This window comes from Clostridium sp. CM039, from assembly GCF_055081075.1.
The window spans coordinates 3,462,783-3,488,352 of the sequence record NZ_CM143649.1; the positions used below are offsets into that span (position 1 = coordinate 3,462,783).

The 25,570-nt window shown below is 31.7% G+C and carries 22 protein-coding genes; 11 read left to right on the plus strand and 11 right to left on the minus strand.

Going from position 1 to position 25,570, the window contains the following annotated elements:
* Positions 1-72: 72 nt before the first annotated feature.
* Together ACWJJ2_RS16255 and ACWJJ2_RS16260 are read left to right on the plus strand one after the other, a co-directional pair.
* On the plus strand, positions 73-1,095 hold the full coding sequence (locus tag ACWJJ2_RS16255) for an LCP family protein (RefSeq protein WP_462953538.1): 1,023 nt from the start codon (positions 73-75) through the stop codon (positions 1,093-1,095).
* Between the two features lie 112 nt (positions 1,096-1,207).
* Positions 1,208-1,624: a hypothetical protein gene (locus ACWJJ2_RS16260; RefSeq protein ID WP_216302587.1), complete on the plus strand. Its 417-nt coding sequence runs from the start codon at positions 1,208-1,210 to the stop codon at positions 1,622-1,624.
* A 90-nt stretch (positions 1,625-1,714) separates the two neighbouring features.
* On the opposite strand, the gene ACWJJ2_RS16265 is transcribed toward ACWJJ2_RS16260, so the two are convergent.
* Positions 1,715-2,887 carry an aspartate aminotransferase family protein gene (locus ACWJJ2_RS16265; RefSeq protein WP_462953539.1) on the minus strand — a complete coding sequence of 391 codons (1,173 nt, stop codon included), beginning with the start codon at positions 2,885-2,887 and terminating at the stop codon, positions 1,715-1,717.
* Between the two features lie 4 nt (positions 2,888-2,891).
* Entirely contained in the window at positions 2,892-3,761 is an 870-nt protein-coding gene (argB, locus tag ACWJJ2_RS16270) for an acetylglutamate kinase (RefSeq protein ID WP_220320133.1), read from the minus strand.
* Positions 3,762-3,926: 165 nt separating this feature from the next.
* Between argB and argC the strand changes: the two genes are divergently transcribed.
* The 6 genes from argC (at position 3,927) to ACWJJ2_RS16300 (ending at position 9,246) form a co-directional block, all read left to right on the plus strand.
* Positions 3,927-4,964 carry an N-acetyl-gamma-glutamyl-phosphate reductase gene (argC, locus tag ACWJJ2_RS16275; RefSeq protein ID WP_462952743.1) on the plus strand — a complete coding sequence of 346 codons (1,038 nt, stop codon included), beginning with the start codon at positions 3,927-3,929 and terminating at the stop codon, positions 4,962-4,964.
* 176 nt (positions 4,965-5,140) lie between these two features.
* Positions 5,141-5,935 (plus strand): NlpC/P60 family protein, encoded by a 795-nt coding sequence (locus tag ACWJJ2_RS16280; RefSeq protein ID WP_462953540.1) that lies wholly within the window; start codon positions 5,141-5,143, stop codon positions 5,933-5,935.
* 358 nt (positions 5,936-6,293) lie between these two features.
* A complete protein-coding gene (locus tag ACWJJ2_RS16285; protein WP_165412499.1) occupies positions 6,294-6,530 on the plus strand; it encodes a FeoA family protein in 237 nt (78 codons plus the stop codon).
* Positions 6,531-6,566: 36 nt separating this feature from the next.
* Positions 6,567-6,794, plus strand: a complete 228-nt coding sequence (locus tag ACWJJ2_RS16290) for a FeoA family protein (protein ID WP_165412500.1) — start codon at positions 6,567-6,569, stop codon at positions 6,792-6,794.
* Between the two features lie 27 nt (positions 6,795-6,821).
* Positions 6,822-8,870: a ferrous iron transport protein B gene (feoB, locus tag ACWJJ2_RS16295; RefSeq protein WP_462953541.1), complete on the plus strand. Its 2,049-nt coding sequence runs from the start codon at positions 6,822-6,824 to the stop codon at positions 8,868-8,870.
* Positions 8,871-8,967: 97 nt separating this feature from the next.
* Positions 8,968-9,246 (plus strand): FeoC-like transcriptional regulator, encoded by a 279-nt coding sequence (locus tag ACWJJ2_RS16300; RefSeq protein ID WP_216302593.1) that lies wholly within the window; start codon positions 8,968-8,970, stop codon positions 9,244-9,246.
* Positions 9,247-9,339: 93 nt separating this feature from the next.
* Here the strand turns inward: ACWJJ2_RS16300 and ACWJJ2_RS16305 are convergent, their stop codons facing one another.
* Complete coding sequence (locus tag ACWJJ2_RS16305; protein WP_216302594.1) at positions 9,340-10,386, minus strand: phosphodiester glycosidase family protein; 1,047 nt, start codon at positions 10,384-10,386, stop codon at positions 9,340-9,342.
* Between the two features lie 90 nt (positions 10,387-10,476).
* Complete coding sequence (locus tag ACWJJ2_RS16310) at positions 10,477-12,426, minus strand: PAS domain-containing sensor histidine kinase (RefSeq protein ID WP_258280620.1); 1,950 nt, start codon at positions 12,424-12,426, stop codon at positions 10,477-10,479.
* A gap of 439 nt (positions 12,427-12,865) precedes the next feature.
* On the opposite strand from ACWJJ2_RS16310, the gene ACWJJ2_RS16315 reads away from it, so the two are divergent.
* Positions 12,866-13,393 (plus strand): DUF6241 domain-containing protein, encoded by a 528-nt coding sequence (locus ACWJJ2_RS16315; protein ID WP_220286180.1) that lies wholly within the window; start codon positions 12,866-12,868, stop codon positions 13,391-13,393.
* A gap of 306 nt (positions 13,394-13,699) precedes the next feature.
* Here ACWJJ2_RS16315 and ACWJJ2_RS16320 read toward each other — a convergent pair whose 3' ends face one another.
* From ACWJJ2_RS16320 to mgtE, 5 genes are all read right to left on the minus strand, one after another.
* Entirely contained in the window at positions 13,700-15,277 is a 1,578-nt protein-coding gene (locus ACWJJ2_RS16320; RefSeq protein WP_462953542.1) for an ABC transporter permease/substrate-binding protein, read from the minus strand.
* Complete coding sequence (locus ACWJJ2_RS16325) at positions 15,270-16,415, minus strand: ABC transporter ATP-binding protein (protein WP_216302597.1); 1,146 nt, start codon at positions 16,413-16,415, stop codon at positions 15,270-15,272. The genes ACWJJ2_RS16320 and ACWJJ2_RS16325 overlap by 8 nt, the downstream gene beginning before the upstream one ends.
* Positions 16,416-16,435: 20 nt before the next feature.
* Positions 16,436-18,016 carry an ABC transporter permease/substrate-binding protein gene (locus tag ACWJJ2_RS16330; protein WP_462953543.1) on the minus strand — a complete coding sequence of 527 codons (1,581 nt, stop codon included), beginning with the start codon at positions 18,014-18,016 and terminating at the stop codon, positions 16,436-16,438.
* Between the two features lie 270 nt (positions 18,017-18,286).
* Positions 18,287-18,913: a TrkA C-terminal domain-containing protein gene (locus ACWJJ2_RS16335; RefSeq protein WP_462954353.1), complete on the minus strand. Its 627-nt coding sequence runs from the start codon at positions 18,911-18,913 to the stop codon at positions 18,287-18,289.
* 334 nt (positions 18,914-19,247) lie between these two features.
* Positions 19,248-20,591, minus strand: a complete 1,344-nt coding sequence (mgtE, locus tag ACWJJ2_RS16340; RefSeq protein ID WP_216302599.1) for a magnesium transporter — start codon at positions 20,589-20,591, stop codon at positions 19,248-19,250.
* A gap of 377 nt (positions 20,592-20,968) precedes the next feature.
* Here mgtE and galE point away from each other — a divergent pair, with 377 nt between their 5' ends.
* On the plus strand, positions 20,969-21,955 hold the full coding sequence (galE, locus tag ACWJJ2_RS16345) for a UDP-glucose 4-epimerase GalE (protein WP_216302600.1): 987 nt from the start codon (positions 20,969-20,971) through the stop codon (positions 21,953-21,955).
* Between the two features lie 91 nt (positions 21,956-22,046).
* Here the strand turns inward: galE and ACWJJ2_RS16350 are convergent, their stop codons facing one another.
* Positions 22,047-22,190: a hypothetical protein gene (locus ACWJJ2_RS16350; protein WP_220286177.1), complete on the minus strand. Its 144-nt coding sequence runs from the start codon at positions 22,188-22,190 to the stop codon at positions 22,047-22,049.
* Between the two features lie 268 nt (positions 22,191-22,458).
* Entirely contained in the window at positions 22,459-24,282 is a 1,824-nt protein-coding gene (locus tag ACWJJ2_RS16355) for a MutS-related protein (protein WP_462953544.1), read from the minus strand.
* Between the two features lie 198 nt (positions 24,283-24,480).
* On the opposite strand from ACWJJ2_RS16355, the gene ACWJJ2_RS16360 reads away from it, so the two are divergent.
* Positions 24,481-25,416, plus strand: coding sequence for a hypothetical protein (locus ACWJJ2_RS16360; RefSeq protein WP_462953545.1), 936 nt, complete (start codon positions 24,481-24,483; stop codon positions 25,414-25,416).
* Positions 25,417-25,570: the final 154 nt, after the last annotated feature.

Below are 25,570 nucleotides of genomic sequence, written 5' to 3' on the forward strand. Positions count from 1 at the left end.
AATAATCAGAGTACTATATGTGGAAAATTAGAGAATAGAAAAATATAAAAAATTAGTATTTTCAGAATGATTATGCAACATATGATGGAAGGGGAAAATATGAGTAAAAAGAGAAAATCAACAAAGATTATTTTAAGTTTATTTATTATTGGTGTGTTAATTTTTGGGGGAGCTTTTGGTTACACTTTTTATGAACTCGGTAAAATAAACACTGTAAAAATATCGAAAACCGATGAGGCTCTAGGTATTAAGACTGATGCATCGCCTCAAGCAGAAAAAGATAACGGAATAACAAACATTGCTTTCTTCGGTTTAGATAGAAGAACTGCGAAGGAACCAGCTCGTTCGGATTCTATAATGGTACTTTCAGTGGATACAAAAAACAAGAAAATAAAAATGTCCTCTATTATGAGGGATACATATGTAGCAGTAAAAGGGCATGATGAAACAAAGATTACCCATGCATATGCTTACGGTGGACCACAGCTTGCCATAAGAACGCTTAATGAGAATTTTGATTTAAATATTAGAAATTATGTTTCCGTTGATTTTTTTAATCTCGAAAAGATAATAGATAGTATTGATGGAGTAACTATAGATATTGCTCAAGATGAAATTGATTTAATAAATGGTTATATGAATGAAACAGCTGGAATTGAAGGAAAATCAATAACTAGAATTACAAGGTCAGGACCGCAGACTTTAAATGGACTTCAAGCTGTTGCATACTCACGAATACGTTATACTTCTGGAGGAGATTTTAAGAGAACTGAAAGACAAAGAACTGTATTAACAGGTATGCTCACAAAGATTGAGTCACTGGGGGCAACTGAATTCCCATCTGTTGTTTCTAAACTTCTACCTCTTACTGAGACAAGCATGAGTAGTATGGATGTAATGGCCCTTGGGACAAAAGTGATTGCGTCTAAGACAACTGCTTTAGAGCAGGAGAGATTTCCAGTGGATGGCTACTGTGAGGGAAAAACAATAGGCGGAGTTTGGTATTTGAAGGCTGACCTTAAGGCTACTGCAGATCAAATTCATAGATTTATTTACGAAAATGTAAAGCCTGTGTCTAAAGCACCACTCTTTTAGAGTAGTTAAATATTAGTTAGCAAAAGATAAGGAAAACTACTGAAATATATTTCGGTAGTTTTCTTCGTAATATAAGATAAAACAATAAAAGTAAAGGATTAGGAGGCTGGGTATGGTTGAAATGTTAAAAGTTATGGTTTCAATAGTTAATGAATTACATGATCTAATTGAAAATTTTTCTTCGGGTTTTAATACGCAACTTGATGATAAGCAGCTTCATTTTATCGTCATAGCCATAATTGGTATGCTTATTTATTTTGTAGTTAATATGGCATTTAAGGCTATGGCGAAATATAGCATTTCTATTTTATCTTTTATATATACATTTACTGTACTTTTGGTTATTGTTTTTGCTATCGAACTGGAGCAGAAGCTTACCAATCGCGGCCAAATGGAATTTGCTGATATAGTGGCAGGAGTGTGGGGATTCATAGCAGTTTTTGCTGTTTATATTATTATATATAATTTGATTTCTTTTATTAAAAAGAGTATAAAAAAAATACATACTGGGAAACATATAGAAAGATAATATATCCCCCTAAGATAATTATCTTTTTAACATAAAGATGCCACTCAAATAGTGAGTGGCATCTTTTGTCATATAAAAAATCTTAATTTATTAGATTGTGATTTCAGATATTACTAACTCAAGGATATCTAAAGCATCATCAAGTTCTGCTTTTGTTATATTAAGTGGAGGAAGTAATCTTATTACATTATCTCCAGCTGAAATAACAAGAAGGCCTTTGTCAAAACACAATTTACAAAACTCCTTTGTATCAGTTTTTAGTTTTATACCAATTAATAGACCCATACCGCGTATTTCATCTATTATCTCATATTTTGCTTTGATATTTAATAACCTGTCCAATAAATAAAAACTCTTCTCGTCGATTTCATCTATAATTCCACCAGCTACGAGTTCTTTTAAAACTGCGAGAGCAACTGCACATCCAAGAGGATTTCCACCGAAAGTGCTTCCATGGTCACCGGGTACAAAAGCAGTAGAAGCTTTTACATTGGTAATGGTCGCGCCTATTGGGAATCCGCCGCCAAGAGCTTTTGCGATGCAGATTACATCAGGGATAACAGAGAATTTCTTATAGGCAAATAGACTTCCGAGGCGTCCCACTCCACATTGAACTTCATCAAAAATTAGTAGAGCATTGTATTTGTCACAAAGAGTTCTTACTTCTTCTAAAAACTCTTTGTTTGCTGAAACAACTCCGCCTTCTCCTTGAATTGGTTCTATTATTATGCCACATACTTTTTCGTCAAAATTCTTTTTTAAATCGTAAGTATCATTAAAATTTACTTTACGTACACCGTCCATTAAAGGTCTAAAATCCTCTTGATATTTCTCCTGACCTGTGACAGAAAGAGCACCTATAGTTCTACCATGAAAAGAATTACCCATATATAAAAGTACATTTTTATCTTTTGTACCTGTTAATTTCCCGTATTTTCTTGATATCTTTAATGCAGTCTCCACAGCCTCAGTACCACTGTTACAAAAGAATACCTTGCTATGATCACAGTTATCTATTAACTTTGTTGCAAGGAGCGCGAGGGGAGTATTCCAAAAGTAATTTGATATATGAATAAGTTTACTGCTTTGCTCAGTTATAGCGTTTATTATAGCAGGATGGCTATGCCCAAGGCAATTTACTGCAACTCCTGAGAGAAAATCTATATATTCACGTCCATTTGTATCATAAATCTTGCATCCAAGCCCTTTTTCAAAAGTAACATCATATCTTCCGTAAGTGTCCATTATACAATTTTCTATCATTTATTTACTCCTTCGCTGTTATAATTTTAGTTCCACAATTCTTGATTACATTTAGTAATAAACTGTGTTTTTTTCTTCCATCTACCAGATGAACATTTTTAGTGCCTTTATTAATAGCAGTAACGCAGCATTCCAGTTTTGGAATCATACCGCCAAAGACAATACCCTTATCTATAAAATTTTTAGTTTCAGCTACTGTGATTGATGATAAAAGCGTTGATGGGTCTTTTATATCTGTATATACACCATCTATATCTGTCATTATTAATAACTTTTCAGCTTTTAGCACACCACTTATAAAGGCTGCAGCATAATCTGCATTTATATTGTAACTATGTCCGTCCTCTCCTATGCCTACAGGAGAAATAACTGGGATATAGTTATTTTTAATTAAAGTGTGTAATAACTGCGAATTAATATTAACAACTTCTCCAACGTAACCTATATCAAACTTTTGGTTACCTTTATAAACAAACTTCTTTTTAGCCTCTATTAGATTACTATCTTTACCGCTTATACCTATGGCATTTAGTCCTCTTGTACTTAATATAGAAGATAGTCTTTTGTTAATATTTCCTGATAGGACCATCTCTACAACTTCCATAGTAACGCTGTTTGTAACTCTTAATCCTTTTATAAATTTATGCTCTCCACCGGTTTTTTCAATCCATTTATTAATTTCAGCACCACCACCATGCACTATAATCACTTTAATACCGACCCTTGTCATAAGCACTACATCTTCTACAAAGGCTAACTTAGCGGCTTTGTTACTCATTATACTTCCGCCATATTTTATAACGAAGGTCTTTCCCTCATACTTATTAATTTGTAAAAATTCTTTTATATTTAAGTGATTATCGGTTATATCCATTCTGGCCTCCAACTTTAATATGTAATTTCCATTAAATTTTATGAACTTTGCAACTTTTGAATAATTATACACCAATTTGAATAAGTATTCAATAAAATATTGATTTTTTTATAAGGTTATTGTATAATCACTTTTAACATTAAATTTAATTAAGAGGTGGTTATTATGATAAAGGCTGGAATAATGGGGGCCACTGGCTATGCCGGTGAACAATTAACATGGCTTTTGTACAAGCATCCAGAGGTTAATGTAGAATTTTATTCTTCTCATAATTATGCAGAGGTGGGCTATAGTGACATCTATAATAACTTCTATAGTTATATAGATGACATTTGCGTTGATATGGAAACAGCTATAAGTAAATTATCAAATATAAATGTTCTCTTCATTGCGTTGCCACAGGGCAAGGCCTTTAAAATAGCTGAAAAAGCATTGTCGCTTGGGGTAAAAGTGATAGATTTAGGTGCTGATTTCAGACTGAAATCTAAGGAAGTATATGAGCAGTGGTATGGCGTTAAACATGAAAGTGAAGGCCTTTTAGCAAGTGCTGTTTATGGCTTAACTGAATCAAACAGAGAAGCTATAAAAGAGTGCAACCTGTTAGCTAATCCAGGGTGTTTTCCAACAGCTACTATATTAGCGCTAACTCCGCTTTTGAAAAACAATCTAATAGATCTAAAATCCATAATAGTTGATGCTAAATCTGGAGTATCTGGAGCGGGTAGATCTGCGAATATTAGCTCACTTTTTACAGAATGTAATGAGTCAATTAAAGCTTATGCAGTTGCTAGTCATAGACATACTCCAGAAATTGAACAAGAGCTAAGTAAGGCTGCATGCGATGATTTAATGATATGTTTTACTCCGCATTTAGTACCAATGAATCGTGGAATTTTATCAACCTGTTATGGGTCACTTTTGAAAGAAGTAACTACAGGTGAGCTTATAGATTTATATAGAGATTTCTACAAGGAAGATTATTTTGTAAAGATTATTGATGGATTACCTGAAACAAGATGGGTAAGAAACTCAAATTTATGTCATATTGGAATCAAAGTAGATAAGCGTACAAAAAGAGTAATTGTAATATCTGCTATAGATAATTTAATAAAAGGTGCCGCAGGTCAAGCTGTGCAAAATATGAATATAATGTTTGGAATAGATGAAACTAGGGGACTTGAAATCATTGCTATGGCACCTTAGAAAATGTATAATTATGCAATAAATGTTATTAAAATAATATGTATAAATTTATAGGAATAATACGATAAATGCATAAACTTATAAAAATAATACAATTATTATTTATTTGGAATGTTTCACCTTTTATTGAATAGAATAGTATTAAGTATACTATATATTTAAAAAGTGGGTGAAATATGAGAATGACGTTTAAAGGTGCCAAAATAGTAATAAATATATTTTCTGCAATAGTCTTGTTTCTATTTGTTTTTATTATATTAACGCCTACACATAATCCGGTTAGAATCAGTACAAGCCTAAGTAATATACCGAAAATCTCTCCATTTTCTTTAAAAGATAGTGATATAGTCTATAATGCCAAAGCCGATTCTGATATTCCTAAAGTTAAAGATGAAAGTAAGTCTGATGATTTAAAAATTGAGAGTCTTAACAAAGCAAAGGCAATGACTGAAGTAAAATGGATACCTAAGCGTAATATGGTTGATAAGAGTTGCTCTTATACTTTTATTAAAGGAAAAGTATATCAGGGGGTACCATATAGTATGGACCCATATCAAGTTTCATCACCGGGTGATTTTCTAAATAAAATTAATAAAAATAAAGGACTATATGGTAATGACTGCTCTGGTTTAGTTAGTGCAGCTTGGGGCATAAAAAGGCAGACTACCCTTACGCTTTATGATGAGGTAAAGAGAACTAGTAAAACAGGGAAAAAATTTGTCAGCCAAATATCCTGGGATGATTTGAAACCAGCAGATGCTTTGCTCTTAGATAATGGTAGTGGAAAAGGACATATTATGTTATATATAGATTCAGATAAGAAAAACAGTGATAATTTAAATGTGTATGAACAAAACATACCTACAGTTACACCCTACGAGCCAATTCCAGTAGCAAGAAAAGATGTAAGATCTAAAAGTAAATTAATGAAAAAAGGGTACATACCTATTAGGTTAATGGGACCCGTATAATATAATTTTGAAAATAAAATAAATAAGCCCTCTATTAAATTAGAGGGCTTATTTTTTTTTAACTATTATATAGAAAAGAGATGGACTGGTTAAGATTGTGTATTTATACAATAATATTTGGTATGTATACAAATTTAAGATTAATAATATATAAAAATAGTAGACGAGCTAAATTAGATTAATGGATTAATTCTAGTAAAAAATATAATATAGTTGTTTACAAATATTCTATATTACGGTATGATGATAATGGAAATCAAATGATTACGAGTATTACATAGAAATTAAATATATTTTTTTATATAGCAGTTGATAATGAATTTCAATATCGTCAATAAAGTTTAAGAGGAGTGATTTTATGACAAATCAAATATCATTAGTAGAAATAGAATTGAAAACTAGGGTTAAAGTAGTAGATATATCGTTAGCAAGTAAAGTTCGAAGAAGAATAATGGATATGGGAATAGTTAAAGGTACAGAAATTGTTGTAATAGGAAAAGCACCTATGGGTGATCCTATAGAGCTTCAGGTTAGAGGGTATTCTTTAAGCCTTAGAAAAAGCGAAGCAAGAGATATTATGGTGAAATTGATTTAACGACATTTAAGTGTGAAAAATAATATGGAGGTGGGAATGATGAATATGCCACTAAATTTTATTGGAATAGGAAAGTTTGCAGAGATTAATAGTGTACAAGGCGGCGAGAGTATGTGCAAGAAAATTATGGAGATGGGCATGAGCAAGGGTGCTATAGTAAAAATTATGAAAAATGATAATGGTCCTTTAATTGTGAAAGTCGGAGAAACTCGATTAGTTCTGGGGCGAGCTATGGCACAAAAGGTTATGGTCCGAGAAGTTTAAAATAATGCGAAATTATGGGGGAGCAATATGAGTAAAGATTTAGTAATAGCTTTAGCTGGTAATCCTAATTGTGGGAAAACTAGTTTGTTTAATTCATTAACTGGTTCAAAGCAACATGTCGGTAACTGGCCAGGAGTTACAGTTGAAAAAAAAGAAGGTAAATTTAAGTTTGAAGGCAGAAACATAGTTGTGGTGGATTTACCAGGAACTTATAGTCTTGGAGCATACTCAGATGATGAAATAGTAGCCCGCGACTTTATATTAAAAAGTAAGCCAGACGTAGTGATTAATGTAATTGACTCAAGTAATATTGAAAGAAATTTATATTTAACTATGCAAATTTTAGAAACTGGTGCAAAGATGGTTTTAGCACTTAATATGATGGATGAAGCAAGAAATAAAAACATAGAAATAAACGTTAATAAGGTATCAAAAGCATTAAATATACCTGTTGTTGCGACTATTGCGACTAAGAGCGAGGGTATAAAAGAACTTATACGCGAAGCAATAAAAATAGGCGATTCATTAGAACGCGATGCATTTAAAATTGATTATGGTAGTGACATAGATAAAGAAATTAAGTTGCTTACAGAAACTTTTTTAGAAACTTCAGCTACTTTAGAATACCCAGTACAATGGACATCACTTAAGCTTTTAGAAGGCGATGAATATATAAAGAAATATACAAATGAGAATGAAAATCTTGAAAAGATAAATGCTACATTGGAAAAAAGTGTAGAAAAATTAACCGGCAAAATAGGGTATGAACCAGATGCTTTTATAATAGATAAAAGATACGAATTTATAAGTAAAATAGTACAAAATAGTGTTAAAAAAGAAGTATCAAATGTAGAAAGTACTTCTGATAAAATAGACAAATGGACTACTCACAGGTGGTTTGGAATACCAATATTTGCATTAGTAATGTTTCTTATGTATCAGCTATCAATGACCTTTGGGAATGAATTTTTAGGAGGACTAGTAGATAGTGGATTTAGTGCTCTAGGAGATTTTGTAGGTGGCATTTTGACTGGTATGGGAACGCCTGCACTGTTACAATCATTTATAACTGATGGAATAATAGGAGGACTTGGGGCAGTATTTGTATTTACACCTATGATTTTCACTATGTATTTTCTTATAGCTATTCTTGAAGATAGTGGATACATGGCAAGGGCAGCTTATATAATGGATAAGTTTATGAATTCAATAGGGCTTCATGGTAAAACAGCGGTATCTCTTATAATTTCTAGTGGTTGTAATGTGGCGGGGATAATGTCTACAAGAACATTAGATAGTAGAAAAGATAGAATGGTGGCTATACTTATAAATCCGTTTGTATCTTGTAGTGCAAGACTTCCAGTTTATGCATTATTTGCTGGTGCTTTCTTTGCAGGTAGAAAAGTTTGGATTTTTGATGCAGGTGGAATTATTGTATTCGGTCTTTACTTGCTAGGGATCGCAGTTGCAATATTAATGGGTAAATTTTTAAGCGCGAAAGTATTTAAAGGAGAAGAATCTTATTTTGTAATGGAACTTCCACCTTATCGTATACCTACAGCTAAAAGTGTATTTATTCATATGTGGGAAAAATCCTCTCATTTTCTGAAAAAGATGAGTACAATTATATTAGGGCTAGTTATAATTGTTTGGGTACTCTCAAACTTACCAATGGGAATTGAGCCAGGAACTAGAGAGAGCTTAATTGGATCAGTAGGGGCGGTTATTGCACCAATATTTAAACTGGCAGGTTTTGGAACTTGGCAGGCTGGAGTGGCACTTATAACAGGTCTTGCTGCTAAAGAAGCAGTGGTTAGTACTTTGGGAACGGTTTATGCAGCATCAAATGATGCATCATTAACCGCGGCTATTCAACAGGCATTTACGCCTCTTACATCTCTAGCGTTTATGGTAATGACTTTATTGTATTGTCCTTGTGCAGCTACAATAGGTGCAATAAGAAGAGAAACAAACTCTAGAAAATGGGCTATTATGGCAGTAATATATACTTGCGTAATTGGTTGGATAGGAGCAGTTTTAGTATACCAAATAGGAGGTCTCTTAGGATTTAAGTAGTATTTTGAATAAAAAGAGCAGAGATTAACCTTTGCATGAGAATGAATATTAATATCAGAATGTAAAAGAAAATTTGAAATAAAAGGGAGGGTGTATTATGTTAATGAAAGTACTTGCAAGATTAGTTCAAGGCGGAAGGTATTCTAATAATATAATGGCCAAGGAATTAGGAATAGATGAGGGTATGGTTGAGCAAATGCTAGTACAACTTCAGAGGCTCGGGTATATTGAAAAGGAAGATATGGAGACTTGCTCAGGCGGATGTAATTGTGGGAGCAGTTCTAAAAAACCGAGCTGTTGTAGTAGCTCAAATGTGAATATAAATATGTGGAAAATTACAGACAAAGGTAGGAAAACTATATTGAAGGTAACATAATAGAAGTCCAAACCCTTGGCAAAGTAAGGGGAAAAAAACTGCTGAAATATATTTATTTCAGCAGTTTTTGTTTTGTTAACATATGGAAGACTACTACTTTTCTATATGTTGGTATAATTTCGTGTGCGTTATTGTTTTTCTTTTTACATATATAATTGAAGGTACGGATCTTTCGCCCAAGCTGTCGCAGGGAGTGTTTATGACTTCATCATTATAATATAAGGTAGAGGAAGAACCTCCATCTAAGTTAGCAGCATTATAAGCTCCAAATTTATACAGTTCATCTTGTACTTCTCTTAAAGTAGCTCCTAAGCTATTTAGCTGCCTACCATCAATAACTATTAATATTATTGCACCATCTTTTCTTTGTGCAATGGCTGTTCTAGGCGCAATGCCCCAGCCTCCATCACCACTATTTATAGTTTTCTTTCCGTTAACTATGATGGCGGGGCCAAAAGATACTGCTTCAGTTACTCCAATCTTTTTCATATCTTTAATAGAATGAGGACCAACTAATAACTTACCCGATTTAGTTAATCCTACAACATTTCCTTTCTCATTTTCATTTGTTATATCATTATAAACGATTTTTCCACCAGTCATTATAATACCCTCTGGATTTGCTCCAGTTCCCGTCCAAAGTGATCCAGGAACTCCATCAGAAAACCCACCACCATTAATCGCAGCAATGGCACTATTATTTTTTGCAATTTCACTGGTAACTTCGCCTTCATGTCCGAGCTTACGGCTGTAACCTACTTTTAGCCTAGTGGGGTCATTAATTACTAGTATAGACCCTTTAAATCTTTTTGCGCGTATAACATATCGTTCAATACTAGTATCATTTTTAGCCTCTATTTTTATGTGAGAATTTACGTTATCTTGAACTATATGGTCTACCTTTTGTTGACTCATAATTTGTTTTATTTTTTCATCAGATAAAAATGATGTTGCTAGCCATTGCAATGAAGTAGTAGTCATAGCTGCACCTACAACTGTAGTCTTTACCTTTTTGAACGGACCATAATAAATTAAAAATGGACCTGTAATTGCTGTGAAAATAATTTCAAATAATATAAATAATAAAACAAGTAATCCTATGCTTGTTTTATTATTTGAACATTTTTTTGTTTTTATCATAATTCCCATCCTTTTTATCAGTCACTATAATTATATTATTAAAGATGGGATTATATTTGCAGTATTATTTTTTATTTTCGAATATGGAGATTACGAATAAGCATCTGAAAGCTCAACTTGCACGGTTTCATTTCTACTTCTCATTTTGCTATTATATAGCGTATCTTCATTAAGTACCTTTTTAGACGGAAGTTTAACTGTAAACGTACTTCCACTGCCGAATTCACTTTCAACAGATATACTACCGCCATGTAATTCTACAATTGACTTAACTAAACTCAAACCAATACCTGTACCTTCTGCATTTCTTGATAGTGAGTTATCTACTTGATTAAATCTATCAAATATCATATCCAAGTACTTGTCTTCAATGCCAACCCCAGTATCCTTGACTGATATTTCAACAAATTCATTCTTATCATTAACGTTTATAAATATGTCATCGCCTTCATCTGAAAATTTTATCGCATTTGATATAAGATTTAATACTACTCTTTCTACCTTTTCTGGGTCACAAGCAATAATTTTTTCTTCTGTATTTGTATCAAAAATGATTTTTAATCCTTTGCTGTCAGTAAAGTTTGTTACAGACATAGCTATTTCCTCTACAAATTCGACTATATTATTATTTGATAGGTTTAATTTAAAGAACCCTGCTTCAATTTTCGATAAATCAACTATGTTATTAATCATTTTAGATAATTTATAGGAATTTTGCTTAATTGAGGCTATATATTTAATAATTGAATCCTTCTTTTGGTCCAGGGATCCATTAGTGCAATACATATTTAATAACTGAGTTGTTGCAAATATAACATTTAGTGGAGTTTTAAGTTCATGGGATATGTTAACAAGAAATTCTCCCTGCAATTTTAATGCTCTTTCCATCACTATATTGGACTTTATTTCAGGGGTAACATCAATTATTAAAACTAATATTTCCTCGATTTCTCCGTTTAATTTAAACACTGGTTCAAATATAAGATTCCAATATACCTCGTCCCCATTTATCAAATGTTTCTTTTTATTCAAATACTTAGTTTTCTTTTCTTTTAAGACTTCATCAATACATTTGTAATATTCAGTTGTTTTGAGTGGTCCTAGTAAAATTTCAGCATTATTATTTCGTATAAGGTTAATTGATTTAAAATCAGGCTTTAGCAATTTAATGTAATCAAATGCTTTTTTATTTATATCAATAATGTTTAAATCCGGACATGATAATCTAATAACAGGTAAATCAAAAGTGTCTATCACTCTGCTTAGCATTTCAAATCGGCATCGCACGGAGGCCAATTCAGTTCGATTCTCAATTAGCTTGGTTCTCCTCTTTACAATTTGATTTTTAATAGTATTTTGCGTAACCTGAGTAGCAGTCTGAAATAGGTACTTCATCTTATTGTTTTCAAATATAGGTGTTAGGGTAGAATCCCAATAAGTTATACCTCTAGTAAAGCTATCAAATTTGAAATCTTTTATATAGTTTGCCTTTTGTGACCATAGGACAGTATTATAAATAACTTCAACTTGGCTTCCCGAAAATCCAGGTATAATTTCTCTAATAGGACTACCTATACTATTTTCTCCTTTATTAAAAGGAGAATCCGTAAAATTAAGGTATTTTTGATTCGCTTTAAGTAATATTAAATCGGGTACACTGTAAATAGCTACACCCGATATGTTATCTATAAATGATTGCTCAACAAACATGAGCTTGTCATTAAGTCTGGAATTTGGGGTCTCAACAAAAGTATATATTCTTTCATTCGTCCCTTTAACATGGGAAAGTGATATATTAACTTCTATTGATTGACTGGATTTTGTGAATATATAGTATGTATAGTTACTATCTATAGTATCAAGAAGTATTTGTGAGTTGATTTTTAGCATTTCTCCTATTTCTATGAGCGATCTATTTAACAATTCATCTAACGCATACTCTGTTAAATCAAGAAAATCTTTATTAACCTTTGTTATAATATTATCGCACGAATATAAAAGTGGTTTTATTATTATGCTACTAAAGGTGGTTTCCATCATAATTCCCCCAATTTTTTTAACACGCCCAATATAGATTTTATAATCATAAATTAAGTAAATTACCAAAATTAATATACTTATTATTACATATTAGCATATAATAAAATATATTGCCATATATAATCATGTAATTATGCAATTTTTACTCGGAATTTATGTAATTTTATACACTAATACAATATATTACTTTTTAAAATAAACGTTGGAATAATATTACAAATGTGGTATAATTATAAATGTCTAACATACTAAAATATTACAGGGGATGTTATTTTATGATTGTAATAATGTAAATAGCTCCGAAGGAGATAAATAGCCCGAAGGAGATAAATAGGTATAGAGAAAATAAGTAATATGAAATCGTATTCATAAAAACTGAAAAACGTAATAGCTTCAGGCTAGCTATAAAAAGCCTGTAAATATAAGGGGGTAAAATCGTATGAAACAGAATAAAGTAAGTGACAAATTTCATGCCATAAGCGGCAAAATCTTTCCCTTACATGGTAGATGGCTTGTGGTAAGTAGCATTGCATTGGTACTTGCAATAATAGGGGCAGGAAGTTACTATATTACACAACATAAATTAACTGAAACGGAAAGTCCAAAAACGGTACAGGCAGTCCAGTTAAATAAGGAGTTAGCTAATAAGGCGGTTGAAATAAAAGCAAATGATACCGTAGAAAAAATAAGTGATGATGAGTTATCACTTTATAGTACTATGCATAAAATGATAAACACTAAAATTGTAGCACAAGACGGGAAAATATGGGGAGAGATACAAATAACCCCCGACAAGTGCAACCAACTAATTGCGAAAGTTACAAAAAGTAAATATCCTGATAAGGCGACTTTGTTACAATTTCTTGAAAGGTGGAAAGATAATAATTTTAAAAGTGGAGTGGACGAACATAATTACCTATGGGATGGACTTGGGGGCACAATAGGAAAAGCAAAAGATATGAGATAAGGTAAAAAGTATATATTACGCGTATTGCATTCGCTTCGCTAAGAACTACTAAAGCTTGCTTCAATGCATTATACGTAATATATACCTTTTTTGCGCATAAAAATCAGAAGAATAAATAAAAAAAACGTGATATATTATTAAAATATATCACGTTTTTTTATTTTATAGGAAACAGATTGCATAATAGTATGAAGTTTCTCCGGGAGTGACTCCAAATAAGAAGGGCCGAAACATTGAATTTCACGTTTCAAGCTCTTATTTGGTGCCACGCAGGAGAAACTTCATAGGTCTTGCACTCTTATTTTTTTATTCTATCAATTTTTTGGATCTTAAAAAGTCTTCTGCAACTTTTCTAGGTTGTTCTTCATTATCTACTCTATAATTAAGAGTTCGCATATCTTCATCTGTAATTTTACCTTCGAGAAGGAGTAATACATCCTTTAATCCAGGATGCTTTTTAAGTGTTTCTGCTCTTATTACTGGAACTGCATAGTAAGGTGGGAAAAAACTCTTATCATCTTTTAAAAGTTTAAGATGAAATTTTTCAAGTAATCCATCTGTAGCAAAGGCATCTAGAACCTGTGTTTCGCCTTTTTCAAGTGCGGTATAGCGAAGTCCACCATCTATACTTTTTAAACTTTTGAAATTTAGATTATATAAATTTTTAACTCCAAGGTAACCATCTTGTCTAGCTGCAAATTCCATAGTAAAACCAGCATTATATTTAGAACTTATCTTTGATAAATCAGAAATAGTAGTTAAATTATTTTTTTTAGCAAAATCATTTTTTACTGCGATTACATAGGTGTTATTAAATCCTAAAGGTTCCATTACATCTATATCATAATTTTTCGAGAAATCATTTTTCATCACATCATAAACTTTATTTGGATCACTCATGGTAGGTTTTTTTAGAATATTTACAAGACCTGTTCCAGTATATTCTACATATACATCTACATCTTTTGATTTCATAGCACTAAATACTACATTAGTTCCACCTAAGTTTAATTTTCGTGTAACTTTAATGTCTGTCTTATCCTCTATTAAAGAAGCTACCATATTTCCAAGTATTAATTGTTCACTAAAGTTTTTAGAGCCTACAACTATTGTGTCTTTACTTTTAACAAAACTTGAAGCGACTGTTGATACAATGATTATAACAACTAAGACAGAAGCCCAAAGTTGAGTTTTTTTGTTTTTAAAGAATCTAGTAGTTCGAGTTGGGGGTTTATGAGTATCTTTTATTCCTTCTGGAATTACTATGTTTTCTACCTTGCCTATAATGAAGTCTAGAAAAAGGGCAAGAAAACAAGCAGGAATAGCTCCGGCAAGGATCATATTATTGTTAACAGTTGAAACGCCTGTGAAGACTAAGGATCCTAAACCGCCAGCGCCTATAAAAGCGGCTATGGTCATAAGTCCTACAGCTGTAACTGAAGATATTCTAATACCTGACATAATAACCGGCATAGCTAGTGGGAAACGAACTTTGAGTAGTACCTGAGTATTGGTAAGTCCCATACCATCAGCTGCTTCAATAAGTGCAGGGTTTATGTTAGTGAGCCCCGTAAATGTGTTCTTTACAATTGGTAGAAGCGAATACATAACCGCCATAATAATAGCTGGTTTGCTTCCAATACCAAGTATAGGTATCAAAAATCCAAGAAGTGCCAGACTGGGAATAGATTGAATTACGTTTGTAACCCCAATGATAGGACCTGTTAGTTTTCTATACCTAACTATAAGTATTCCAAGAGGCACTGCTATTAAAACTGCCACCAAAATTGAAAATATAGTTAATTGTATATGTTGAATAAATAAGTCTATTATTTCAGATTTTCTATCTATTACGAAATTCATAAAAGAATTAATACTATTCATCTACATCTACCTCCATGTCTATAAATTGATTACTTAATATAGATAAAAGGCTGCTTTTGGTAAGAAGTCCCGATAGTTTATTGTTATCATCTACTACAGGAACAAAATTTATATCTTCTTTTTTTATAACTTCTAATATATCTATTATAGAATCTTCTTGATTTACTGTTATAAGTTCCTTTTGCATTATTTCTTTAATCTTTATAGTTTTATCTGGGTTCGCTCTTAGAGTTGATCTAATATGCTTTAAGGTAACAAGTCCACATAAAATGTTGGATTTATCTACAATAAGTAAACTATCTACATTAGCAGACTTCATTATTTCAATTGCTTGGAGTATTGTTCGCTCTGCAACTGATTTTATAGGTTTTTCTATCATAATATCTTTTGCCTTAATTAATTCAGGTTGATTCCATATTCTTTTTTTACCTACAAAGTCGCGTACAAAGTCATTGATAGGATTTTTTAATATTTCTTCTGGAGTATCAAATTGAACAACGCTGCCAGCATCCATAATACAAATTTTATCTCCGAGTTTTAATGCTTCATCCATATCATGAGTTACAAATATTATGGTTTTCTTGAAATTTTGTTGTATATTAAATACCTCATCTTGAAGTTGCGTTTTTGTTATAGGGTCTAGTGCACTAAAAGGTTCATCCATTAAGATTACCTCAGGATTCATTACAAATGCCCTTGCAACGCCAACTCTTTGTTGCTGACCTCCACTTAACTGATTAGGGTATTTATCCATAAATTCATCAGGATCTAGCCCTACTAAATTTAAAAGCTCAATTACTTTTTCCTTTATTTCATCCTTTGGAATTTTTTCTATGGATGGTATTAAACCAATATTGTCACCTATAGTTAAGTGAGGAAGAAGACCCGCTTGCTGTATAACGTAACCCATATTACGCCTAAGTTTTATAGTGTTTTTATCTTGTATTTTATCTCCATCTAAAAAAATTTCACCTGTTGATGGGATTAGTAATTTATTAATCATTTTAAGTGTGGTAGTTTTTCCACAACCACTAGGTCCAATAAAAACAACTAATTCTTCGTTTTGTATAGTAATATTTACATCCTTTAAAATATGTTTTCCATTTATAATTTTATTTACGTTTTTAAATTCAATCAAAATATAGCCTCCTATTTAATTTAATCCATTAATTTTTTAGATTTTAAAAAGTCTTCTGCAACTGTTCTAGGGTCCTCACCGTTGTCTACTCTATAATTTAGTTTTTGCATATCTTTAGCGGTAACTTTACCCTCTAAGGATAGTAGTACAGGTCTTATTTCAGGATATTTTTTTAGTATTTCTTCCCGTACTATAGGAACTGCATAATAAGGTGGAAATAATTTTTTATCGTCTTTTAAAAGTTTTAGATCGAATCTTTGAAGCAAACCATCAGTAGTAAATGCATCTGTAACTTGAGTTTCATTATTTTGAAGTGCTGAATAGCGAAGTCCGCCATCTATACCTTTTACATTTTTAAACTCTAAATTGTATAGTTTTTGTAATCCAAGATAACCATCCATTCTGCTTGCAAATTCCATGGTGCATCCTAAATCAAAATCTTTGCTAACTTTTGCTAAATCTGAAATAGTATTTAAATTATATTTTTTAGCAAGATCTTGCTTTAGCGCTAACTCATATGTATTATTGAAACCTAATGGTTTTAACCATTCTACATTGTAATCCTTTTTAAAACCATCTTTAACTATGTTGTAAACTTTGTCAGGATCGCTTATAGAATCTTTTTTCATTATATTTACGAGGGCCACACCTGTGTATTCTACATAGATGTCTATAGCACCTGATTTTATAGCATTAAGCGTTACAATGGACCCACCTAAATTCATTTTTCTTTCAACTTTATAGTCTGTATTACTTTCTATTAAAGAGGCTACCATATTTCCAAGTATTAATTGTTCGCTATAGTTTTTAGAACCTACAACTATTGTATCCTTACTTGTAAAGAAACTTGTAAATACTGAGGATAAAATGATTATAAGAACTAATGCCGAAGTTCCGATTTTAAATCTTTTGCTGTCAAAGATAGTATTAGTTTTTAGTGTTTTTGTGCCTTGAGAAATCTTTATTCCTTCCGGAATTGCTATAGTTTCTACCTTGCCTATAATAAAGTCTAGAAAAATAGCAAGAAAACAAGCAGGAAGGGCCCCCGCTAGGATCATATTATTGTTAACAGTTGAAACGCCTGTAAAGACTAAGGAGCCTAAACCGCCAGCTCCTACAAAAGCGGCTATTGTCATAAGTCCTACTGCTGTAACTGAAGATATTCTAATACCCGACATAATAATCGGCATAGCTAGTGGAAAACGAACCTTGAGTAGTACCTGAGTATTGGTAAGTCCCATGCCGTCAGCTGCTTCGATAAGTGAAGGATTTATGTTAGTTAGTCCTGTAAATGTATTTTTTAGAATTGGTAGAAGAGAATACATAACTACCATAATAATTGCTGGTTTGCTGCCGATACCAATTATAGGTATTAAAAACCCGAGCAATGCGAGACTTGGTATTGATTGAACTAAATTTGTAAAACCAATGACAGGACCCGAGAGGTTTCTATACCTAACTATAAGTATTCCAAGAGGCACTGCTATTAACACAGCCATCAATATTGCAAATATAGTCAGTTGAATATGTTGTATAAATAAATTGAATATTTCAGCTTGTCTACTTATTACGAAATTTATAAAGGAATTTATACTATTCATTAACAGTTACCTCCATATCTATGAATTGATCTCTTAATGTATATAAAATTACATAATATCCCTTAATCAAATTAAAACCCCCCAATTTATTGCAAAAGCAACAACTTTATCATATCATTGGGTTGTTACTTTGTAAAGAATGGGCTAATCTATAAAATTTGCTAGTATGTTGAAATTACTAGTATATTATTAAAGATTATTTATTTAATTTAGTGAAAATTCAACCAAAAATCAATCCCTTACATCTGCGATGTAAGGGATTTTTGAGTTTTATTTTTTATAAAGAAAGAGCTTAATTCTATAATAGCTAGTTTCATCACAGATTACCACAAATATGTCATTATATTCAAATATAGTTTGTGGCCCGGGGGAAAGTATTAATTTTTCATCTCGTCTTATACCAATTATTGTTGCTCCTGTATTTTGCCAAAATTCAGCTTCAGATATAGTTTTACCTACGACACTCATTTCAGAATGTATTTCAAACTCAAAGGGTATGAAAGGGTTACTATTTTTAAATCTGCTAGAATAATCTATTAGTTCATCGATAGAAGACTCTATATTTTTATCTAATTCTTTTTTCTTTTCAAGTAAATCAACAACTTCTTTTTTTAGAGAAGTTATAGAATCTATATCTTTGAAATTATGGATGAATTCCAAACAATTATCTACTGAGTTTATGACTATTCCGCTACCTTTTGTTACTTTAACTATATCCATGTCGCTAAGAAGAGTTATTGATCTTCTTATAGTCTCTGGCGATACGTTATATTGGCTTGCAAGTGAAGAGCGACCGTATAGCTTATCGCCTATAGGAAGATCTCCAGATAGAATTCTATTAGCAATATCAATAGCTATTTTTTTATAAACAGGTTTTAAAACAGAGCCATTTGGCATTTTGGTTTTATCAAAAGTAATATTCAACTTTTGATAAATTCCCCCCTTCCAAGGTATAATATTTTGTTAAATCAAGTATGTAATATTATTGCTTTTCTTAATCAAGTATAAATTAATACCTTTATAATGTAAATAGAGGATTACTTCTTATTAGGGAGGGGTGCTTCTTCTTAGGGGAAATTGCTTCTTCTTAGGGAAGATTACTTCTTCTTAGGGAAAGTTAATGCTTAAATTATAAAAATAAAAAATATAGGATAGAGAGTAAATATTTTTTACTCTCTATCCTATACGTATCATGCTATATTTAATAATACACTTTGGTAGTTTTTATTTATTATATTAAGTAAGGTAAAAATAACGTTGCAAGCCCAAGAAAGAAGAGGAAACCTAAAATGTCAGTTACTGTAGTAACAAATACAGCAGAAGCAAGTGCTGGGTCAATATTGATTTTTTTTAGTATAACTGGTACTGCAAAACCGGCTATGGTTGCTGCCATCATGTTTAACAACATAGATAAACCAATAACTATCCCAAAAACAATATTCTTTTCCCAAAAGCAGCCTAATAGAGCTACTGCAATACCCACTGCAACACCTGTACATAGACCTACACCGAATTCCTTTAATAATATTTTCTTGGAATTTTTAGCGTCTATTTCTCCGAGGGCTATGCTTCGAATAATAATAGTTAGCGTTTGTGTACCTACATTACCGCCCATACCTGCAACTATTGGCATGAAGACGGCCAAGGCTACAACCTTTTGAATGGTGCCTTCAAAAAAACTAACGGTTGAAGCGGCAAGGATTGCAGTTATTAGATTTACAAATAGCCAGGGCAATCTACTGCAGATGGAAGATTTAAGAGAACCGGTAACCTTTTCATCTCCTTTTAAACCCGCGAGACGATATAGATCCTCAGTATGTTCATCACTAAGAATTCCCATTATATCATCTGAAGTTATTATTCCTAAAATATGCATATCTTCATCGACTACGGGCATAGTTAAAAACCCGTATTTTTCGAAAATGTGCCCAACTTCTTCTTGATCCATATCAACAGGGACGCTCATGGCATTACTATTCATGATATCTGAAATTTTCACATCAAAGTTGCTTAGTACTATGTCTTTTAAGGATATAACTCCTTTTAAAAGATCGTTTTCGCCTATTACATATATATAATAAGAAGTTTCCGCTTCTGTAGCTTCCTTTTGAAGATAATTTAAGGTCTCACCTATAGTCATATTTTCTTTTACACTGATAAACTCAGTGGCCATAATACCACCCGCACTGTCTGGAGAGTAAGTTAACAATGCGTTGACTTCGTCAACATCTTCTTTATTCATTTTTTTCATGATGCTTTTAGCTTCATCTTCCGAAACAGCTTCTAATAAATCTACTAATTCATCTGATGACATTTCATGTATGATTTTTTTTTGAATGATGGTGGAATGAATGGATAAGAGGTCATATTTCTCCTCATCTTCTGCATCATCAATAATGTTTGCAATCACATTTGGAGATAGCTTTTGAAATAAATTTATTTTATCTCCATCATATTGCCTAATAACTACTAGAATATCAGCAGGATGAATGAACTGAATAAGTTTATTTATTTCATCTATAGTTTCGGTTAACAAAAATTCAGTTAGTTCTTTTTGGTTTAATCTATGAGACATAATCTCCCTCCTAACTTTTATTTAGAGGAAGAAGGTTTGCTAATAAAATAAGGTTTGCAAGAAAAGTGCATAATTAGGTCAAAGCGCTAGTATAAATGAATTCTTCCTCTATAATAATATTAAATTTTATATAGTAATTCCTCGGTATGGGGCCAGAATCCATTGATAGTACCTCCAATAAAAATAGCTTTTTAGTATAATACGGAAAAGCTTATATATTTGTTCAAATTATTATATGATGGTAGCACTGCATTGTCAACCGTATAGAAATGATTTGATTAACAATAAAGTTACAACTAATAGAAGTTGTTGTGTTAAAATAATATATAAGATTGTATTATTTAATAATAAGTTTTTATGAGAGGAGAATTTAGTTAATGGCTATTTTAGTATGTGGTGGAGCGGGGTACATTGGAAGTCATATGGTCGCTGAGCTCTTAGAAAAAGGTGAAGAGGTAGTTGTTTTAGACAATTTCCAAAAGGGACATCATGATGCGCTACTTGGTGGAAAGCTTTACTGTGGAGATTTAAGAGACGATGAAATACTTAATAAGGTTTTTACAGAGAATACTATAGATGCAGTTATAGATTTTGCAGCAGATTCATTGGTAGGGGAAAGTGTTACAGAACCTCTAAAGTATTTTGAAAATAACATAGGATCTACTATAAATTTACTTAAGGCTATGAGAGATCATAAGGTTAAATATATAGTTTTCTCATCAACTGCAGCAACCTACGGGGAGCCAGATAATATTCCTATACTTGAAGAAGATAAGACTTTTCCTACTAATCCTTATGGAGAATCAAAGCTTTGTGTGGAGAAGATCTTAAAATGGTGTGATAATGCTTATGGTATAAAATATACTGCGTTAAGATATTTTAATGCAGCAGGTGCACATATAAGCTCAAATATAGGAGAAGACCATAGACCAGAATCTCATTTAATTCCTATTATTCTTCAGGTAGCACTCGGACAAAGAGAAAAGATTATGGTATTTGGAGATGATTACGACACTGAGGATGGTACTTGTGTTAGAGATTATGTCCATGTAACTGATCTTGCTAGTGCTCATTTACTAGCAGTGAAGAGGCTACGATGCGGGGAGGACAGTATAACTTGCAATCTTGGAAATGGGCAAGGATTTTCTGTTCAACAGGTAATCGACGTAACAAGAAAAGTTACTGGAAAAGAAATAAAGGCTGAAATGGCTCTTAGACGTGCAGGAGACCCTGCAGTTCTTATAGCTTCTAGTGAAAAGGCTAAGAAAATTCTCGGATGGGAACCTAAATATGCTTCTCTTGAAACTATTATAGAAACTGCGTGGAAATGGCATGAAAGTCATCCCGAGGGATATAAAAGATAAGAGGTAATAAAAAAGTTGTACAAGCTCTATTGGATATTTTATCCTTTAGTTAGCTTATACAACTTTTTTAAATTTGATGTATTTTATTGTGTCATTCAGCGAAGACTAGATAAACACCATATTTATCTTCATAGTCTTTACTTTTGCTAGCAAAATCGGCGAAAAAAGAACCTTTCAAAAAAGTGAATATAGAAACTAGTATAATAAATTTTTTTAAATTTAAATTGATTTTCATAAGATTTCTCCTTTCACGATATTACTATAATATTATTTTGCTCTAAATTAATATTAAAAACCTATTGAAACATAGGGAAATTGCCAAAACATATACATGGTTAAATTACTAATTATATTGACCATAAGAAAAGACTGCATTATTTAATATATATGATGGAATAATTGACCTTATGATTAACCGAATTATTAAATGATGTTACGCTTTTTTATGCGCAAAAAAGTATATATTACGTATAATGCATTGTAATATATACTTTTTTTATTTTTTATTTTGGGAGTTCAATGTCAGGTGGAATATCAAGGCCTGCCATTTTCATTAAGTATAATGCATTTCTAGTGGTAGATACTCCATGTCTGAGTTTATAGTCAAAGTATAATTTATCATCTTTATAATATTCTTTAAGATGGTAATTTTTAACTCTTTTATTAGTGGTTTCTATGTCACCTAGCTCTAAGTCGTGGGTAGACACAAAGCCTAGTGCATTCTCAGTACTTAGCTTGGCGACTAGTATTTTAGCGCCGGTATGTCTATCTATAGAGTTAGTTCCTTTAAAGATTTCATCTAATAAGAAGAAAATTGGAGTTTTGTTTTTCGTAGCATTTACAAGTTTTTTTATTCTTAAAAGTTCTGCATAGAAGGATGAAATGTTTTTTTCTAAGTTATCACTTGTTCTCATGCAGGTATAAATGTCCATTATAGAGCAGTTAAAACTTTGCGCACATACAGGAGCACCAGCATAGGCTAAAACCAAGTTAATACCTGTAGTTCTAAGAAGTGTGCTTTTACCGGACATATTGGAACCTGTTATTAAAAGAACATTTTGTGATCTTTCTATGCGGATATCATTATATACCCGGTTACTTCCGAGTAGTGGATGGCCCAGATTTTTAGCGTCAAATATAGGGGATCCGTCCTTAAATTTTGGCATTGCCCAGTCAGGGTGTTCATAGGATATAATTGATAAACTATTTAAGGATTCAATTTCACCTATAACATCTATCCAAGTTGCTAGAGAAGAACCACTCTTTTTCTTAAATTTCTGAAGATTAATTAAACATTGATAATCCCACAGGAGGAGGATATTTATAGGTAAATAATACATATTTCTTCTGTCGGATATTACTGTTACTAGATTTACTAGTTTTTTAATTTGAAAAGAAGCGTTCATTCCGTCCTTATTAACAAGTTTTTCTTTCAATTTGATTAAGTACTCTGAGGTAAAAGTCTTCTTTTCTATATGCATAAGGAGTTTATTATATATAAAAATTGAATCCTTATATTTATATACAGTGTCCAAATTTCTACTTACTTCTTTATATCCAACTAAAAGAAGTATTATCTGAATGACAATTGCTAAAAGGGGTATTCTGTAAGATACTTTAGAGAAAACAAATGATAATACCATAAGAGATAGAGTTATTATTGGTAATATCCTTATTACGGTTATTACTAGAGGTTTTAGGAAAAACTCATTTTTATCCTTTACCCATTCAAGCAATTCCCCAGGGTTATGGTTTTTATTCTCGCTAAGTATTGCTTCCGCTGCAAATCTCTGTGTCCATCCAATATTCCCAGCGAGCTCTTTTATGGCTTCCTGCCTTTTATGTATTTCATCAGTATTATAAATAGGGGCGGAAAGAGAATCTTTCAATTTTTGTCTACCAAGATAAGTTATGCAGGTGTTTATCCATTGGAAAAGGGAGTTATTGCCAAATATATCTAGGTCTTTCGAGTAACTGTGATTTTCATCGCTGAAATCATCACCATTATCAGAAAAATCTTTCCAATTGTTGTTTATGCGTTTTAGACAATTTTCATTTATTTTACATAAAATCGAACATCTGATTTTGTTGCGTTTTATCTTGCTATGTTTAATTGCCAAAGTTATAAATGTGATGATGGTGGTAACTAATATTAAAAGGCTTAAATAGTAAGTAGTTCGTAAATAAAAGAAAATTGTAAAGCTCAATCCGGATACGAAAACTATTAATCTTAATAAGCTTATAAAACCTATGGTTTGTTTTTGCTTTTTTAATAGAGTATCGTAATGGTTTTTTCGATTAACATAAGGCGTTTTTTGTGTTCCCATAATATCCTCCTAATATGTTTTGTTTATTAGATACATAATATCATACAAAAGGCTTGTACCGCAATTTTTCTAGATAAGTATAATATGACCAATTTTATTTGCAGTTAGAGAAAAATTTTTTGTGAACTATGTGAATTAGAGTTAAAAATTATGTTAAATGTGTTAACATATAAATATTAATGAAAAAAGGGGGAGAATATGTCGGAAAACATGCAATTAAAGAGGAAAATAATTATAGGGACATTAACTATTTTATTAGGATCAACAGTAGTTTGTGCATACCTAATATTATACAATAGTGGATTAGTATTTAAAAAAACAGCTTCCTCAGAGATTATAGATAAACTTAAAAAAATACAGGGAAAAGGCGGGAAATTTGAATTAACTCAAAATGACATAGATGAGTTAAGTAAATTATTAAGGCCTGAAACTAAGGGGGATATAACTCTTAAGGGAGTTAATATAGAGATTGTAAAGGATGAACTTGTAATTAAGGCTCCTATCAGCTATAAGAAGGTAAATTTATTATTTTCGTCCAAGGGAAAGATAGATTTTACTAAAGACAATTTTACATATACTGCTGAAAATTTTAAAATTGGCAAGCTCACAATACCTAAAAAAATAGTGTTGTCACAAATTTCAAAGTCTGATAATAAGAATGTTTATGCTGAGGACAATTCAATAAAAATTAATCCAAGCGTAGTTCCTTTTAAGATAAATAGTTTAAAAGTTGAAAATAATAGAATATCAGGAACAGCTGCGAAGCAAAGCTCCAGAATTCCATTTAAAAATATTGATGCAAAGAATGTAGAAGAGACAGATAAGCAATTAGCTACAGCGAAACAAAGAAAGCCTCTAAATACCATAGATGGAGCGCATGGTAAACCTATAGAAGAAAAGAAAAAAGTAATAAATGATAATAACAATACTGTGAATGAATTTAAAAATAAATCTTCAAGTAGTGAGAAAGAGAAAAAAGGATCTGGGAAGCAAAAGGAAATTAAGCGCGATTCATTAACAAAAGAGAAAAAGGTAATACCTAAGATTCAATCTAAGGATAGAGTTAAGCATGCATCATTTAGGAATATAAATCGGGGCGATGCTGAACAATTAAGAAAAGCTTCTGGACTATGAGGAATAAATAAATAGAAAACTATCAAAATATATTAGAGATATTTTGGTAGTTTTATTTTTTTAGAGTATGCTTTTTCATAAAGATATTTAAGAAAAGGGTTAAGAATTAAATAGAGAATATTTGTTAATTATTTAATTTAAAGTGCCGAATTAT